This is a genomic window from Pseudomonas reinekei (assembly GCF_001945365.1).
GTDB lineage: Bacteria > Pseudomonadota > Gammaproteobacteria > Pseudomonadales > Pseudomonadaceae > Aquipseudomonas > Aquipseudomonas reinekei.
In genome coordinates, this window is record NZ_MSTQ01000005.1 from 306,054 (window position 1) to 322,833 (window position 16,780).

The following is a 16,780-nucleotide window of genomic DNA, read 5'->3' on the forward strand; positions in this document are numbered from 1 at the left end:
CAAGCGTCACTGGGGATTCCTGCCCTTGATCCGCTTGCTCAGAAACCCGAAATACTCCTCGCGCAACACCTGCGCCTCATTCGCCAGATGATGCCGCGCCTGCGGCAACATCAACACCTGTGGCCGGTCGAACTTCGCACGCAACACCTCGAGGTTGTGCGGCCAATCCACCGTCATGTCGGCCTGCCCTTGCACAATCAATGGCCGGCGGGGGCTGCCCGGCGCTGCTTCGATGCGTTTGATCCACTGCGCCAGTGCCCCGACCCAGGCTGTGGGCAGTCGAAGCGGTTGCAAAGGATCGGCCTGCAGGAACGCTAGAAAATCCGCATCGTTGGAGTTCTCGCTGAAACGCCGCGCAATCGCTTTGACGAACGGCCGGAGCAGGTAATAGCTGAAATGCGACCAGCCCCAGGCCCGCGGTCGCACCAGCGGCGCCAGGAGAATCACCTGGCCCTGCGCCGGACTGTTCGCCCCGTCATTCAACACATGATCGATCACGATCGCCCCGCCGGTACTCTGCCCGCACAAGTGCCAGGGTTGCGGCAAATCAAGGGAATGCGCTTCGGCAAACAGCCCTTGCAAGGTGTCCTGGTACTCGGCGAAATCCTTGATACTCGCCCGCTCGCCACTGGACAGCCCGTGGCCTGGAAGGTCGCAGGCAATCACCGCGAAACCCTGGTCCAGCGCCCACTCGATCACATGCCGATAGAGCCCGGTGTGATCATAAAAACCGTGAAAGACAAACAAGGTCGCTTTCGCCCGCTCCGGCCACCAGACCTGGCTGACCACCTCATAACCATCGACTTGAAAACGCCCCAGCCCGCTGCGCACGTTACGCGCGGAAAAATCCAGTCCGTAAAAACGCTGATACGCCTGCGCCTGCGCTGACAACGGCTGACCCTCGGCCAGTGGCCGCAGGCTGGCACGCAGATCGTTGGGGTCAAAGGTGGCGGGCATGAACGATTCCACTGCACAAAACGGACTTTATGGACCTGCGATATTCATCTGTCGCGGCAAGCATGGCAAGCTAGCCGACCTTCGAGGATTGAACCGATGCGCTCGCCCCTTCGCGCCACCCTGTTTGTCAGCCTGCTCGCCCTGCTGTGTGCCGGAGTGCTGTGGGCGGCATACGACTGGTTTCAGGGACGCTACCTGCGCGCATTCAGCGAACATACGGCTTTGTTCTCCGGTGACCCGCTGCGCCTGCCCGACGTGCTTGCCGGACCGGGCGCCATCCGTCTCGTGCACTTCTGGGATCCGGCCTGCCCGTGCAACGTCGGCAATCAACAACACCTCAGCGAACTGGTCGAGCAGTACGGGCCAAAAGGTGTCGAGTTCTATGCGGTGCAAAAAGCCGGCAGCCACGGCCAGTTGCCGAGCACCCTGAGCCACCTCAAAACCCTCACGGTCCTGCCCGGCTCCGAACAAATCCCCGCCAGCCCCGCCGTGGCGATCTGGGACCGCAGCGGCAAACTGGCGTACTTCGGCCCCTACAGCGAAGGCCTGACCTGCAACTCCAGCAACAGCTTTATCGAACCCATTCTGCAAGCGCTGGACGAAGGCCGCGCAGTGAGTGCCACGCACACACTGGCCGTGGGGTGTTACTGCCCGTGGCCTGCCGATACGACCAAGTAGCGACAAACGCCGCAATACGAATCCCTCCTACGGGCGATGCTTGTTCGCGGTGAGCCGTGTTAAACAATGGCATCAGGGATCTGCTGCCACCATAACAACAAGGAGTCACCATGAAACGTAGCCTGAACGTACTCGGTTTGCTGGTCGTCGCAATCGCCGCCGCCGGCGGCTGGTACGTCTACAGCAAGCAGCCGACACGCCAGGGCATGGTCGAACTGCAACACCTGCAAGGGTCGGTCACCGTGCGCTACGACGAACGTGGCATCCCGCACATCCGCGCCGAAAACGAAACCGACCTGTACCGCGCCCTCGGCTACGTTCATGCCCAGGACCGACTGTTCCAGATGGAGGTCCTGCGTCGCCTTGCCCGCGGTGAACTGGCCGAGGTACTGGGGCCAAAACTGCTCGACACTGACAAGTTGATGCGCAGCCTGCGCATTCGCGAGCGCGCCGAAACCTACCTCGCCAACCTGGACAAACAATCGCCGGCCTTCATCGCCATGCAAGCCTATCTGGACGGCATCAACCAGTATCAGGACAGCCACGCCAAACCCGTGGAGTTCGATGTACTGGGCATCCAGAAGCGTCCGTTCACGGCCCAGGACACCATCAGCATCGCCGGTTACATGGCCTACAGTTTTGCCGCGGCGTTCCGTACCGAACCGCTGCTGACCTACGTACGTGACCAGCTCGGCGCCAACTACCTGAACGTGTTCGATCTCGACTGGCAGCCCAAAGGCGTGCTCGCGAAGCAGCACGACGGCACCGCGCCGACCCTCGCCAGCGCGGACTGGAAAGACCTCAACGCCCTCGCCCGTCTCAGTGAGCAAGCCCTGGCCGACAATGGCTTGCCGCAGTTCGAAGGCAGCAACGCCTGGGTCGTGGCCGGCAATCGGACCAAAAGCGGCAAGCCGCTGCTGGCGGGCGATCCGCACATCAGATTCTCCGCGCCTTCGGTGTGGTACGAAGCGCAACTTACGGCACCGGGTTTCGACCTGTACGGCCACTATCAAGCCTTGATGCCATTCGCCTCGCTGGGCATGAACCGCGACTTCGGATGGAGCATCACCATGTTCCAGAACGATGACCTCGACCTGATCGCCGAGAAGGTCAACCCCGACAATCCCAACCAGGTCTGGTATCGCGGCAAGTGGGTCGACATGGTCAGCAGCGAACAGCAGATCGCGGTCAAGGGCCAGGCACCGGTCACCCTGGTACTGCGTCAGTCACCCCACGGTCCGATCGTCAACGATGCGCTGGGTAACAGCGTCGGCAAAACACCGATCGCCATGTGGTGGGGCTTTCTCGAAAGCCAGAACCCGATCCTCGAGGGTTTCTATCAGCTCAACCGCGCCGATACCCTGGCCAAGGCCCGCAGTGCTGCGGCCAAAATCCACGCGCCCGGGCTGAACGTTGTCTGGGGCAATGCCAAGGGCGACATCGGTTGGTGGGCGGCAGCGCAGTTGCCCAAGCGTCCTGCCGGTGTGAAACCGTGGTTCATCCTCGACGGCAGCAGTGCCGAGGCGGACAAGGATGGTTTCTACCCATTCAGCGCCAACCCGCAGGAAGAGAATCCGGCGCGGGGCTATATCGTCTCCGCCAACTTCCAGCCCGTGTCGGCGACAGGCATGGAGATTCCCGGGTACTACAACCTGGCCGACCGAGGCCAGCAGCTTAATCAACAGCTCAGCGACAAGGCCATCAAGTGGGATCTGGAGTCCAGCCAGAAGCTGCAACTGGGCACTACCACCGGTTATGGCCCCCGCTTGCTGGCACCGCTGCTACCGGTGTTGCGAGACGTGGTGAGCGATCCGGCTGAACTCAAGCTGGTGGAGCAACTGGCGCAATGGAAAGGCGATTATCCGCTGGAGTCCACCAGTGCCACCGTGTTCAACCAGTTCCTGTTCAACCTGGCCGATGTGGCGATGCACGATGAGCTGGGCAATGATTTTTTCGAGACGCTGCTTTCGACCCGGGTGATCGACGCAGCACTCCCGCGCCTGGCGGCGAACCCGGAGTCGCCGTGGTGGGACAACCGCAACACCCTCGGCAAGGAAACCCGGGCCGACACGGTCAAGGCTGCCTGGCAGGCCAGCATCGCCCACCTCACAACCACCCTCGGTGCGGATTTTGCGCAATGGCAGTGGGGTAAGGCGCATACGCTGACCCATGGCCATCCAATCGGACAACAGAAGCCGCTGGACCGGATCTTCAACGTCGGCCCGTTCGCGGCACCCGGCAGTCATGAAGTGCCGAACAACCTGTCGGCCAAGATCGGCCCGGCACCCTGGCCAGTCACCTATGGCCCGTCGACACGCCGCTTGATCGACTTCGCCGACCCGACCCACAGCCTGACCGTCAACCCGGTGGGCCAGAGTGGTGTGCCGTTTGACCGTCACTACGAGGATCAGGCCGACGCGTATATCGAAGGAATTTATTACCAGGCGCACCTCAATGATGAAGAGGTGACGGCCAATACCCGCAGTACGTTGAAGCTGTTGCCGGCGCGGGGTGCTCAGTAGATTTGTATTGGATGGACTGACGCTATCGCTAGCAGGCTAGCTCCCACAATGGATCTGCATGCACCGGACCCATGTGGGAGCTAGCCTGCTAGCGATAGGCCCGCAAGACCAACGCAAATCCCGGCTCAGACCATCGCCGCAAAATTCAGCCTGAACTGCTGCGGCGTCACTCCCAACCTGCGGTTGAATACGCTGCGCATATGCTGGGCATCGCGAAAGCCGCACTGATAGGCCACGGTCTTGAGCGGTGCGCGGGTGCTTTCCAGCATCACCCGCGCCGCATCCACCCTTGCCCGTTCAACGAACTCGGCGGGGGTGATTTTCGCCTCCTTGGCGAACACCCGGGAGAAGTTGCGAGCGCTCATGTTGGCGGCATTGGCCAGGTCAGCGATGGCCAGGTCGCCAGTCAGGTTGGCCAATACATAATGCTGGACCATCGCCACCGCCGACGTCGGCTCGGCGTGGGGCGTCAGGAACGGGCTGAATTGTGATTGCCCACCCGAACGCTGGGTAAACACCACCAACCGCTTGGCCACACTCAGTGCCACTTCCGGCCCGTGATCGCGCCCGAGCAAATACAGCGACAGGTCGATCCCCGCCGTCACACCGGCCGAGGTGAAGAGCTCGGCATCCTGCACGTACAAGTGATCGGCCTCGACCTGGGTCGACGGACACAACGCCGCCAGCGCCGCGGCATCGCCCCAGTGCGTTGTCACGGTCTGCCCGTCCAGCAACCCGGCCCGGGCGAGCATGAACGCGCCGTTGCAGATCGAACCAAAGCGCCTCGACCGTGCGCAAGCATCCCGCAGCCAGGCATCGAATGCGGCGCCAAAGTCCATGAACGGCAACTGCGGACCACCGGCGACCAACAGCAAATCGTAGGCCTGCAGCGCTTCGCCGAAATGCCGGTGGGCGATCAGAGCCAAGCCGTTGGAACAGGCCATCACCCCGCGCTCCACGCCGATCACCTCCAGACGGTAGTGATCCTCGGGCGCAAGGAAACGATTGGCCTCGGAAAATACATCCATGGGCCCGGTGACATCCAGCGCCTGAACGCCGGCAAATACCACGATGGCGATGGTTTTCTGCATGGTCAAGAAGGCCTCTATGGGATCACGCGTACCTGGGGCGAGAGAGCTTGCTCCCTCGCCACGAAAGCAGAGCTGCCGCGACCAACCGTAGCCAATCCGTGCCCAACAAGCGAGGCTGGCGCGATATGCAGGTTCATTGGCAAGGATCGCAGCCATGGATCGATTGTCCGTTTCGGGGGGGTACGAACAGACTTGAATCCTCAGCGCCGCCACGGCGCTCACTGTGAGGCATCTTCCATGAGCACCGCCATCGCCGGTATCAAAATCCCCGACAGCGCACTGGCCAAGGCCACCACCGAATACATCCGCGACATCGAATCCGACCTGCTCTATCACCACTCGCGTCGGGTATTTCTGTTCGGCGCAATGACCGGCGAGCGCAAGCAACTGGCCTACAACCCCGAGCTGCTTTACGTCGGTGCGATGTTTCATGACCTGGGCCTGGTGGAAGGGTATCGCAGCGACAACGAACGCTTCGAGGTCGATGGCGCCAACGCGGCGGCGGCGTTCCTCAAACCTTACGGGTTCAGCGATGACGATATCGAGCAGGTCTGGTTATCGATTGCCCTGCACACCACGCCGGGCGTACCGCAACACCTGCGCCCGACGGTGGCACTGGTGACCGCTGGCGTCGAGATGGATGTGCTGGGGATGGACTACGCGGCCTTTTCCACCGAGCAGCGTGAAACGGTGGTGCATGCGCATCCACGGGGTGAGGGGTTCAAGGAGTGCATCATCTGCGCCTTTGCCGACGGCTTGCGCCATCGCCCGCAGACCACGTTTGGCAACGTGAAAACCGATGTGCTGGTGGATCAGGAACCGGGGTTCAAGCCGATGAACTTCGTCGACGTCATCCGCACATCCCCTTGGGTCGCGTGAACGCCAGATAACCCTGTGGGAGCGAGCCTGCTCGCTCCCACAGCGAAAATGGGCTGGCCACAGCGTGGTCAACCCGACCTCAGGTTTACACCGCTTCCGGCTGCGCGCGACGCACGTCCGGTTGCTTCCACGAGTCGGCAGCGCTTTCTTCGATGGCCTGCTGGATTGCCCGCTTGCGGTTTTCTTCGGCGCGACGGCTGAAGAACCAGACCAGGAAGGTCACGATCGAAACGGCCAACAGGATCAGACTGGCCACGGCGTTGATCTCGGGCTTCACGCCCAGACGCACCGCCGAGAACACTTCCATCGGCAGGGTCGTGGAACCCGGGCCGGAGACGAAGCTCGCCAACACCAGGTCATCCAGCGACAGGGCAAACGACATCATGCCGCCGGCCGCCAACGATGGCGCGATCATCGGGATGGTGATCAGGAAGAACACCTTCCACGGCCGCGCACCGAGGTCCATGGCCGCTTCTTCGATGGACAGGTCCAGCTCACGCAAGCGCGCCGACACCACCACCGCCACATACGCCGCACAGAACGTCGTGTGGGCGATCCAGATGGTGACAATGCCACGTTCCTGCGGCCAACCAATCATCTGCGCCATGGCCACGAACAGCAGCAACAGCGACAGACCGGTGATCACTTCAGGCATTACCAGTGGCGCAGTGACCAGGCCGCCGAACAGCGTGCGGCCCTTGAAGTGGGTGATGCGGGTCAGGACAAACGCGGCCAGCGTCCCCAGTGCAACAGCGGCAATCGCCGTGTAGCAGGCGATTTCCAGCGAGCGCACCACCGAGCCCATCAGTTGCGAGTTATCCATCAGGCCGACGTACCACTTGATCGACCAGCCGCCCCATACCGTCACCAGTTTCGACGCGTTGAACGAGTAGATCACCAGGATCAGCATCGGCAGATAGATAAACAACAGACCCACGACCAGCATCAGGCTGGAGAAACGGAAGCGCTTCATTCTTTACCCTCCATTTCCTTGGCCTGACTGCGGTTGAACAGAATGATCGGCACAATCAGGATCGCCAGCATCACCACCGCCAGGGCGGACGCCACCGGCCAGTCACGGTTGTTGAAGAACTCTTGCCAGAGCACTTTACCGATCATCAGGGTTTCCGGACCGCCGAGCAGTTCCGGGATCACGAACTCACCCACCACCGGGATGAACACCAGCATGCAGCCGGCGATGATGCCGTTTTTCGACAGCGGCACGGTGATTTTCCAGAAACTGTTGAAGGTGCTCGAACCCAGGTCGGAAGCGGCTTCCAGCAAACTCGTATCGTGCTTCACCAGGTTGGCGTACAGCGGCAGGATCATGAACGGCAGGTACGAATAAACCACGCCGATGTACACCGCCAGGTTGGTGTTGAGGATCTGCAGCGGTTCGTCGATCAAACCCATGCTCATCAGGAAGCCATTGAGCAGGCCGTTGTTGCTGAGGATGCCCATCCACGCATAGACGCGGATCAGGATCGCGGTCCAGGTCGGCATCATGATCAGCAGCACCAGCACCGTTTGCAGTTCTTTGCGGGCGCTGGCAATGGCGTAGGCCATCGGGTATCCAATCGCGAGGCAGAGGATGGTGCTGATCAGCGCCATCTTCAGCGAGCCGAGGTACGCGGCGATGTACAGCTCGTCGTCGCCCAGCATCGCGTAGTTGCCCAGGTTCAGCAGCAACTGCAGCTTCTGCTCGGCGTAGCTGTAGATCTCGGTGTATGGCGGGATGGCCACATCGGCTTCGGCGAAGCTGATCTTCAGGACGATGAAGAACGGCAACATGAAGAACAGGAACAGCCAGATGAAAGGAACCCCGATGACCAACTGGCGGCCACCGGGAATTATTCGATTGAGGCGGCGTTTGAATTTGCGCATGTTCATGAGCGAAGCACCACGCCGCTGTCGTCTTCCCAATAGACGTAGACCTGATCACCCCAGGTCGGACGAGCACCACGACGTTCGGCGTTGGCCACGAACGACTGCACCAGCTTGCCGCTTGGCAACTCGACGTAGAACACCGAGTGCCCGCCCAGGTAGGCGATGTCGTGAACCTTGCCGCTGGACCAGTTGTACTGGCAGGTCGGCATGTCGGCGGTGACCAGCAGTTTTTCCGGACGGATCGCGTAAGTGACCGACTTGTCCTGCACCGAAGTGCTGATGCCGTGGCCGACGTAGATCTGACGATCCAGGTCTTTGCAGGTGATGATCGCGTGGCCTTCGGCGTCGTCGATCACTTCGCCCTCGAAGATGTTCACGTTACCGATGAATTCGCAGACCAGGCGGCTGGTCGGGGTTTCGTAGATGTCGATCGGGCTGCCGATCTGGGCGATCCAGCCCAGGTGCATGATCGCGATGCGCTCGGCCATGGTCATGGCCTCTTCCTGGTCGTGGGTCACCATGACGCAGGTTACGCCCACGCGCTCGATGATCTCGACCAGTTCCAGCTGCATTTGCGAACGCAGTTTTTTATCCAGCGCCCCCATTGGCTCGTCGAGCAACAGCAACTTCGGACGCTTGGCCAGCGAGCGGGCCAGTGCCACACGCTGACGCTGGCCACCGGACAACTGATGCGGCTTGCGCTTGGCGTACTGGCTCATCTGCACCAGCTTGAGCATGTCGGCCACGCGGGCATCGATTTCAGCGGCAGGCAGCTTGTCCTGCTTGAGGCCGAAGGCGATGTTCTGGGCCACGGTCATGTGCGGGAAGAGAGCGTAGGACTGGAACATCATGTTGATCGGCCGCTCGTACGGCGGCATGTCAGTGATGTCCACGCCATCGAGAAAAATGCGCCCCTCCGTGGGCCGTTCGAAACCTGCGAGCATGCGCAGCAAGGTGGATTTGCCCGATCCCGAACCGCCGAGCAGGGCGAAAATCTCGCCCTTCTTGATTTCCAGGGACACATCGTCCACGGCAATCGTCTCGTCGAACTTCTTCGTGACCCGGTCGATTTTGACCAGTACCTGTTTAGGTGACTGGTCGCCCTCGAGGGCTTTCTTATAGGCGCCGGAGGCAACTGCCATTTACGAAACTCCCAGAAAAAAAGAGTGCAGTTCGCTCAAGGTGAGCCAACCTTGGATAGTTTGAGCCTTGAAGCTATTTGCCCGACTTGACCTTGGTCCAGCTGCGGGTCATCAAACGTTGAATATTGGGTGGTAACTCGATGGACACGTAGGTCTTGTCGAGCACTGCCTGCGGTGGGTAAACCGCTTCGTCGGTGCGTATGGATTGTTCCATCAGCTTATCCGCCCCCGGATTAGGGTTGGCGTAGCCGACGTAATCACTGACCTGAGCGATAACTTCAGGTTTCAGCAAATAGTTGATGAAGGCGTGAGCTTGCTTGACGTTGGCCGCATCCTTGGGGATTGCCAGCATGTCGAACCACAGCGCACCGCCTTCCTTGGGAATCGAGTAGGCGATGTTCACGCCCTTCTTGGCTTCATCCGCACGGTTGCGCGCCTGGAACATGTCGCCGGAGAAACCGATCGCAATGCAGATATCGCCGTTGGCCAGATCCGCGATGTATTTGGAAGAATGGAAGTAGGTCACGTAAGGCCGTACCGCCAGCAACTTGGCTTCAGCCTTCTTGTAGTCTTCAGGGTTGGTGCTGTTCGCATCGAGGCCCATGTAGTTGAGGACCGTCGGCATCATTTCGTCGGCGGAGTCGAGGAACGCCACGCCGCAGCTTTGCAGCTTCTTGATGTTTTCAGGTTCGAAGACCGCGGCCCACGAATCGATCTTGTCGACCCCCAGCACGGCCTTGATCTTGTCGACGTTGTATCCGATGCCGTTGGTGCCCCACAGGTACGGCACGGCGTAAAGGTTGCCCGGATCGTTTTGCTCCAGGCGCTTGAGCAGCACCGGATCAAGGTTCGAGTAGTTCGGCAGCTGCGACTTGTCGAGCTTCTGGAAAGCCCCGGCCTTGATCTGTTTGCCGAGGAAGTGGTTCGACGGCACGACGACGTCGTACCCGGTACGCCCGGCGAGCAGCTTGCCTTCCAGGGTCTCGTTGGAATCGAACACGTCGTAAACCGGTTTGATGCCGGTCTCTTTCTGGAAGTCGGCCAGCGTGTTCTCGCCGATGTAGTCCGACCAGTTATAAATATGCACAGTACCGGCGGCCTGGACACTGACGGCAAGCGTCAGCCCGGCGCCGACCAGCAGGGCATTGCGCAACAAAGAAAAAATAGGCAAGTGGAGGTCCTCTAAAATGAGATGGGCCCAAGTTGCCCCGCGTGACATGACAGCCATGGCTGCCTGGCAACAAAACCGGCGCGCAACTTACCCTCGAAAAACCGTTCCAGCAAAACTTTTGTCATTTAATTCAACCTGTTGCCGCTATCGCCTTGATGACGACAACAGGTTATTGCATCAAACCGGCTTATTTACCCGATTTGATCTTGGTCCAGCTGCGGGTCAGGATCCGCTGGGTCGCGGCCGGCAAGTCGGCGATCGCGTACAGCTTGGCCAGCACGTCCGCCGGCGGATAGATGCCTGGGTCGGCGGTGATTTCTTTATCAACCAACGGTGTGGCAGCCGCGTTACCGTTCGGGAAGCGGACGGCGTTGGTGATTTCAGCCATGATTTCCGGTTTCTGCAGGAAGGTCATGAACTTGTAGGCGCCTTCGACGTTTTCGGCATCTTTAGGGATGGCGACCATGTCGTAGAAGCTGCCGGCACCTTCTTTCGGAATGTTGTAGCTGACTTTGACCTTGTCACCGGCTTCTTCAGCGCGGGACTTGGCCTGGTAGATGTCACCCGAGTACCCCACGGCCACGCAGATGTTGCCGTTGGCCAGGTCGGAGATGTACTTGGACGAGTGGAAGTAGCCTACCGAAGGACGGATTTTCAGGAACAGCGCTTCGGCTTCGGCCAGTTGTTTTTTGTCCTGGCTGTCGGTTGGATAGCCCAGGTAGTGCAACGCCACCGGAATCATCTCGGTTGGCGAATCGAGGAAACTGATACCGCAGGATTTCAACTTCGCGGCGTTCTCAGGTTTGAACAGCAGGTCCCAGGAGTTGGTCGGTGCGTCGGCACCCAGTGCAGCCTTGACCTTCTCGGCGTTGAAACCAATACCGATCGAGCCCCACATGTACGGGAAGGCGTGCTCGTTGCCCGGGTCGCTGACCGATACCGCTTTGAGCAGGTCGGTGTTCAGGTTCTTCCAGTTAGGCAGCTTGGACTTGTCCAGCTTCTGGTAGACGCCAGCCTTGATCTGCTTGGCCAGGAAGTTGTTCGACGGTACGACGATGTCGTAGCCGGATTTGCCTGCCAGCAACTTGGCTTCCAGGGTTTCGTTACTGTCGAAAACGTCGTAGACCACTTTGATGCCCGACTCGTCTTCAAACTTCTTGATGGTGTCCGCAGCGATGTAATCGGACCAGTTATAGACGTGCAACACCTTGTCGTCCGCCTGAACCGCGCTCGCCATAATGCCCATCAGGGACATGGCGAGAAGAGTCTTGCCAGCAAGCTTTTTGCCTAATGCCTTCATGCGTAATGCTCCAAATTTTTCTTTTTTGAACCACTGTGTTCAGCGGTCGAACCCCGACAACTGGAACCGCGGCTAGTCTGGCAAGATCCGAGGCGGTCTTTCAAGAAAAGGCCAACCTTTCTACTGCCCCAAGCGAAGGTGCCGCGGCGCCCTCGCTCAGAGCCTAGCACTTAGCCCTGCAACGCACTCAGGGTGAGGTCCAGGCACTTGCGTGCCTTTGTTACCAGCTCATCGATTTCCGCCGGTGTAATCACCAGTGGCGGTGCGATGATCATGGTGTCCCCGACTGCGCGCATGATCAGGCCATTATCGAAGCAGAACTGCCGGCAGATCATGCCCACACCCTTGCCTTCGTAGCGTTTGCGCGTGGCCTTGTCCTGAACCAGTTCGATGGCCCCCAACAGACCCACTCCGCGAACTTCACCCACCAGTGGATGATCGTTCAGTTCCCGCAGACGTTTCTGCAAATACGGTGCCGTTTCTGTCTTCACCCGCTCGACAATTTTTTCGTCGCGCATGATGCGGATGTTTTCCAGCGCCACTGCGGCAGCCACCGGGTGACCGGAATAGGTGAAGCCGTGGTTGAAGTCGCCGCCCTCGTTGAGGACCGCCACCACTTCGTCTCGCACGATCAGGCCACCCATTGGGATGTAGCCGGAGGTCAGGCCCTTGGCGATGGTCATCATGTCGGGCTTGAGGTCGTAGAAATCGGAGCCGAACCACTCACCGGTGCGGCCGAAACCGCAAATCACTTCATCGGCCACGAACAGGATGTCGTACTTGGCGAGGATTTCCTTGATGCGCGGCCAGTAGCTGTCTGGCGGAATGATCACGCCGCCGGCACCCTGGATCGGCTCGGCAATAAAGGCACCGACGTTGTCGACGCCGACTTCCAGAATCTTCTCTTCCAGCTGATTGGCGGCCCAGATCCCGAACGCTTCCGGGGTCATGTCACCGCCTTCGGTGAACCAGTACGGCTGCGCGATGTGAACGATGCCCGGGATCGGCAAGTCGCCCTGTTCGTGCATGTAGGTCATGCCGCCCAGGCTCGCGCCGGCCACGGTGGACCCGTGATAGCCGTTCTTGCGGCTGATGATGACTTTCTTGTTCGGCTGGCCCTTGATCGCCCAGTAGTGGCGAACCATGCGCAGCATGGTGTCGTTGCCTTCGGAGCCGGAACCGGTGAAGAACACGTGGTTCATGCCTTGCGGCGCGATGTCGGCAATGGCCTTGGCCAGTTCCAGTACCGGTGGGTGCGCGGTCTGGAAGAACAGGTTGTAGTACGGCAGTTCGCGCATCTGTTTGCTGGCGGCGTCCGCCAGTTCATCACGACCGTAACCGATCGCCACACACCACAGGCCGGCCATGCCGTCGAGGATCTGGTTGCCTTCGCTATCCCACAGGTACACGCCCTTGGCATGGGTGATGATCCGCGGGCCTTTCTCTTTCAGCTGCTTGAAATCGCTGAACGGGGCCAGATGGTGATCATTGCTCAGGGTTTGCCATTCGCGGGTTTGCGGGTTGTTGCTGGTCATGTGAATCTCCTAAAAAATCCAGGTGAAGGCGTGCCGCTGGACAACGGCGGCGCCCCGCATATCAGACGGCAAAGAGCAGGAATTCCCGTTCCCACGAACTGATCACACGCTTGAAGTTTTCATGCTCGGCCCGCTTGACCGCCACGTAGCCAGTGATGAAGTTCTTGCCCAGGTACTTCTCGACGGTTTTGCTGTTTTCCATGCGTTCCAGCGCGTCTTCGATGGTCAGCGGCAAACGCAGGTTGCGGCGTTCATAACCACGGCCCACCACCGGTGCACTCGGGTTCATGCCTTCGACCATGCCGATGTAACCGCAGAGCAGGCTCGCGGCAATCGCCAGGTACGGGTTGGCATCGGCGCCCGGCAGGCGGTTTTCCACCCGGCGGCTTTGCGGGCCAGCGTCCGGCACGCGCAGGCCCACGGTGCGGTTCTCTTCGCCCCACTCCACGTTCACCGGTGCCGAAGTGTCCGGCAGGAAGCGGCGGAACGAGTTGACGTTGGGTGCGAACAGCGGCAACAACTCGGGAATCAGTTTCTGCAAGCCACCGATGTGGTGCAGGAACAACGGGCTCATGGTCCCGTCTTCATTGGAGAAGATGTTCTTGCCGGTCTCGATGTCGATGATGCTCTGGTGCAAGTGCATGGCACTGCCCGGCTCTCCCGTCATCGGTTTGGCCATGAAGGTCGCGGCCACGTCGTGCTTGAGCGCGGCTTCGCGCATGGTGCGCTTGAACACCAGGATCTGGTCGGCCAGGGACAGGGCATCGCCGTGACGGAAATTGATTTCCATCTGCGCCGTGCCGTCCTCGTGGATCAGCGTGTCGAGATCCAGCTCCTGCAATTCGCACCAGTCGTAGACGTCCTCGAACAACGGATCGAATTCGTTCGCCGCTTCGATGGAGAACGACTGACGACCGGTTTCCGGGCGCCCGGAGCGGCCGATCGGCGGCTGCAATGGATAGTCCGGGTCGTCACTGCGCTTGGTCAGGTAAAACTCCATTTCCGGCGCCACGATCGGCTGCCAGCCCTTGTCGGCATAGAGTTTCAGGACCTTCTTGAGCACGTTGCGCGGCGACAGCTCGATCGGGTTGCCTTGTTTGTCGTAGGTGTCGTGGATGACGATGGCGGTAGGCTCGATGGCCCATGGCACCACATACACCGCGCTCTGGTCGGGTCGGCAGATCATGTCGATGTCGGCCGGGTCGAGCAGCTCGTAATAGATGTCGTCTTCGACGTAATCGCCGGTCACGGTCTGCAGCAGCACACTCTCTGGCAGGCGCATGCCTTTTTCGGCGATGAATTTGTTGGTCGGCGAAATCTTGCCCCGGGTGATCCCGGTCAAGTCGGCGATCATGCATTCGACTTCTGTGATCTTGTGGTCTTTCAACCAATCGGTGAGCTGGTCGAGGTTGTTACTCATAAATGCCTCTAGGCTTTGAGTTTCCTGACTCTCGGGAGTCAGGCGATATTTGACGCATCGGCGTCGCGTTGAAATACGGGTTTGCGACAGGCTATCGTGTTCTTCGCGCTCCGCAAGGCAAATGCCAGGCGTGCAGAATCGCGAGCGGTGCCCAGAGCGATGGCTGAGCCACTATTGTGAATCGGTTCTATATTGAATGGAGTAACCGTAATGGGGGTGCCATCGAAGCCGTCCAGAATATCGGACAGCAACAGCGCAACCGTCATCGACGTGAGATTCGCCGGCAGCGGCGAAGCTGCCAGGACCGCGGTGCGCACGCACGTGTCGCCACTCATGTGATAAGCATGCAGACCGATCTGTCTTGAGCAGTCGGTGACGCCGATTATCGGCAGGCGAGACATGAAGCACCCCGGTATTATTGCTGTTATGGGTTTGATTCGAGCTTAGCCTTGTTCATTTTTTTACACAACACCCCCGTAAAAAATACAACACGGCCCGCTCAAGCCTGCGGGCGGCATCAGCGCCAAGGGCATAAAAACGCCCCAAAGTGCCTCAAAAAAGCCATACGAGCGCTTTTTTAGGGCAAAAAAGGCCTCGCTTGACTTCGGCATGCCGTTCGGGTTGACTGGAAACCGAAAAGATCAATGATTGATATTTTTAACAACAAAGGTGTTGCATCATGTCGGTACCCCCGCGTGCCGTTCAGCTTAACGAAGCGAACGCGTTCCTTAAGGAACATCCTGAGGTTCTGTACGTTGACCTTCTGATTGCGGATATGAATGGTGTGGTGCGCGGCAAGCGCATCGAACGCACCAGCCTCCACAAGGTTTACGAGAAAGGCATCAACCTGCCGGCCTCTCTATTTGCTCTGGATATCAATGGCTCTACGGTGGAAAGCACCGGTCTGGGCCTGGACATCGGTGATGCTGACCGAATCTGCTATCCAATCCCCGATACCCTGTGCAACGAGCCATGGCAAAAGCGCCCGACCGCGCAACTGCTGATGACCATGCACGAACTCGAAGGTGATCCTTTCTTCGCCGACCCGCGCGAAGTTCTACGACAAGTTGTTACCAAGTTCGATGAGCTGGGCCTGACTATCTGCGCCGCGTTCGAACTGGAGTTCTACCTGATCGACCAGGAGAACGTGAACGGTCGCCCACAACCGCCTCGCTCGCCGATCTCCGGCAAACGCCCGCACTCGACACAGGTCTACCTGATCGACGACCTCGACGAATACGTCGACTGCCTCCAGGACATTCTGGAAGGTGCCAAAGAGCAAGGCATCCCGGCCGACGCCATCGTCAAGGAAAGTGCCCCGGCGCAGTTCGAAGTGAACCTGCACCACGTGGCCGACCCGATCAAGGCCTGCGACTACGCAGTACTGCTAAAGCGCCTGATCAAGAACATCGCCTACGACCATGAGATGGACACCACCTTCATGGCCAAGCCTTATCCAGGTCAGGCTGGCAATGGTCTGCACGTCCACATTTCGATTCTCGACAAAGATGGCAAAAATATTTTTGCCAGTGAGGATCCCGAGCAGAACGCCGCACTGCGTCACGCGATCGGCGGTGTGCTCGAGACCCTACCGGCGCAGATGGCTTTCCTCTGCCCGAACGTCAACTCGTACCGTCGTTTCGGCGCACAGTTCTACGTGCCGAACTCTCCCTGCTGGGGCCTGGACAACCGTACCGTCGCGATTCGCGTGCCGACCGGTTCTTCCGACGCCGTGCGCATCGAGCACCGTGTTGCCGGTGCCGACGCCAACCCGTACCTGCTGATGGCTTCGGTCCTGGCAGGCGTGCATCACGGCCTGGTCAACAAGATCGAGCCGAACGCACCGGTGGAAGGCAACAGCTACGAGCAGAACGAGCAGAGCCTGCCGAACAACCTGCGTGATGCCCTGCGCGAGCTGGACGACAGCGAAGTCATGGCCAAGTACATCGATCCGAAATACATCGATATCTTCGTCGCGTGCAAAGAGAGCGAGCTGGAGGAGTTCGAACACTCCATCTCCGACCTTGAGTACAACTGGTACCTGCATACCGTTTAAGCGGTTGTAGTGAATAAGAAACGCCGCCGGCCTCACCGCCTGCGGCGTTTTTTTTATGGCCGCCTGCGGCGGATCGCTGGCAGGCGAGCTCCCACAGTGGATATCTAGCGAATACAGATCTTGTGGGCGACACATAACCTGT

General features: G+C 59.6%; 14 protein-coding genes. 4 read left to right on the forward strand and 10 right to left on the reverse strand.

Annotated features, from left to right (window positions below):
- Nucleotides 1-6: 6 nt before the first annotated feature.
- Nucleotides 7-957: a phospholipase BipL gene (gene bipL, locus BVK86_RS10500; RefSeq protein ID WP_075946374.1), complete on the reverse strand. Its 951-nt coding sequence runs from the start codon at nucleotides 955-957 to the stop codon at nucleotides 7-9.
- Nucleotides 958-1,053: 96 nt separating this feature from the next.
- Here bipL and BVK86_RS10505 point away from each other — a divergent pair, with 96 nt between their 5' ends.
- The gene (locus BVK86_RS10505) at nucleotides 1,054-1,635 is read left to right on the forward strand and encodes a DUF6436 domain-containing protein (protein WP_075946375.1); all 582 of its coding nucleotides are present in this window, start codon (nucleotides 1,054-1,056) and stop codon (nucleotides 1,633-1,635) included.
- 110 nt (nucleotides 1,636-1,745) lie between these two features.
- A complete protein-coding gene (locus tag BVK86_RS10510) occupies nucleotides 1,746-4,157 on the forward strand; it encodes a penicillin acylase family protein (RefSeq protein WP_075946376.1) in 2,412 nt (803 codons plus the stop codon).
- Between the two features lie 125 nt (nucleotides 4,158-4,282).
- Here the strand turns inward: BVK86_RS10510 and BVK86_RS10515 are convergent, their stop codons facing one another.
- Nucleotides 4,283-5,248, reverse strand: coding sequence for a GlxA family transcriptional regulator (locus BVK86_RS10515; RefSeq protein WP_075946377.1), 966 nt, complete (start codon nucleotides 5,246-5,248; stop codon nucleotides 4,283-4,285).
- A gap of 237 nt (nucleotides 5,249-5,485) precedes the next feature.
- Between BVK86_RS10515 and BVK86_RS10520 the strand changes: the two genes are divergently transcribed.
- Nucleotides 5,486-6,127: an HD domain-containing protein gene (locus BVK86_RS10520; RefSeq protein WP_075946378.1), complete on the forward strand. Its 642-nt coding sequence runs from the start codon at nucleotides 5,486-5,488 to the stop codon at nucleotides 6,125-6,127.
- An 85-nt stretch (nucleotides 6,128-6,212) separates the two neighbouring features.
- On the opposite strand, the gene BVK86_RS10525 is transcribed toward BVK86_RS10520, so the two are convergent.
- The 8 genes from BVK86_RS10525 to BVK86_RS10560 all read right to left on the reverse strand — a co-directional run bounded on the left by BVK86_RS10525 (nucleotide 6,213) and on the right by BVK86_RS10560 (nucleotide 14,983).
- Nucleotides 6,213-7,100, reverse strand: coding sequence for an ABC transporter permease subunit (locus BVK86_RS10525; RefSeq protein ID WP_075946379.1), 888 nt, complete (start codon nucleotides 7,098-7,100; stop codon nucleotides 6,213-6,215).
- A complete protein-coding gene (locus BVK86_RS10530) occupies nucleotides 7,097-8,017 on the reverse strand; it encodes an ABC transporter permease subunit (RefSeq protein WP_075946380.1) in 921 nt (306 codons plus the stop codon). The genes BVK86_RS10525 and BVK86_RS10530 overlap by 4 nt, the downstream gene beginning before the upstream one ends.
- Nucleotides 8,014-9,156, reverse strand: coding sequence for an ABC transporter ATP-binding protein (locus BVK86_RS10535; protein ID WP_075946381.1), 1,143 nt, complete (start codon nucleotides 9,154-9,156; stop codon nucleotides 8,014-8,016). Before BVK86_RS10535 ends, BVK86_RS10530 begins: the two co-directional genes overlap by 4 nt.
- Nucleotides 9,157-9,229: 73 nt before the next feature.
- Nucleotides 9,230-10,327: a polyamine ABC transporter substrate-binding protein gene (locus BVK86_RS10540; RefSeq protein ID WP_075946382.1), complete on the reverse strand. Its 1,098-nt coding sequence runs from the start codon at nucleotides 10,325-10,327 to the stop codon at nucleotides 9,230-9,232.
- Nucleotides 10,328-10,514: 187 nt separating this feature from the next.
- On the reverse strand, nucleotides 10,515-11,627 hold the full coding sequence (locus BVK86_RS10545) for a polyamine ABC transporter substrate-binding protein (RefSeq protein ID WP_075946383.1): 1,113 nt from the start codon (nucleotides 11,625-11,627) through the stop codon (nucleotides 10,515-10,517).
- Between the two features lie 170 nt (nucleotides 11,628-11,797).
- Nucleotides 11,798-13,162 (reverse strand): aspartate aminotransferase family protein, encoded by a 1,365-nt coding sequence (locus tag BVK86_RS10550; protein ID WP_075946384.1) that lies wholly within the window; start codon nucleotides 13,160-13,162, stop codon nucleotides 11,798-11,800.
- Between the two features lie 61 nt (nucleotides 13,163-13,223).
- Entirely contained in the window at nucleotides 13,224-14,582 is a 1,359-nt protein-coding gene (locus BVK86_RS10555) for a glutamine synthetase family protein (protein ID WP_075946385.1), read from the reverse strand.
- A 38-nt stretch (nucleotides 14,583-14,620) separates the two neighbouring features.
- Nucleotides 14,621-14,983 carry a gamma-glutamyl-gamma-aminobutyrate hydrolase family protein gene (locus BVK86_RS10560; RefSeq protein ID WP_075946386.1) on the reverse strand — a complete coding sequence of 121 codons (363 nt, stop codon included), beginning with the start codon at nucleotides 14,981-14,983 and terminating at the stop codon, nucleotides 14,621-14,623.
- Between the two features lie 278 nt (nucleotides 14,984-15,261).
- On the opposite strand from BVK86_RS10560, the gene BVK86_RS10565 reads away from it, so the two are divergent.
- A complete protein-coding gene (locus BVK86_RS10565) occupies nucleotides 15,262-16,638 on the forward strand; it encodes a glutamine synthetase family protein (protein ID WP_075946387.1) in 1,377 nt (458 codons plus the stop codon).
- Nucleotides 16,639-16,780 lie beyond the last annotated feature (142 nt).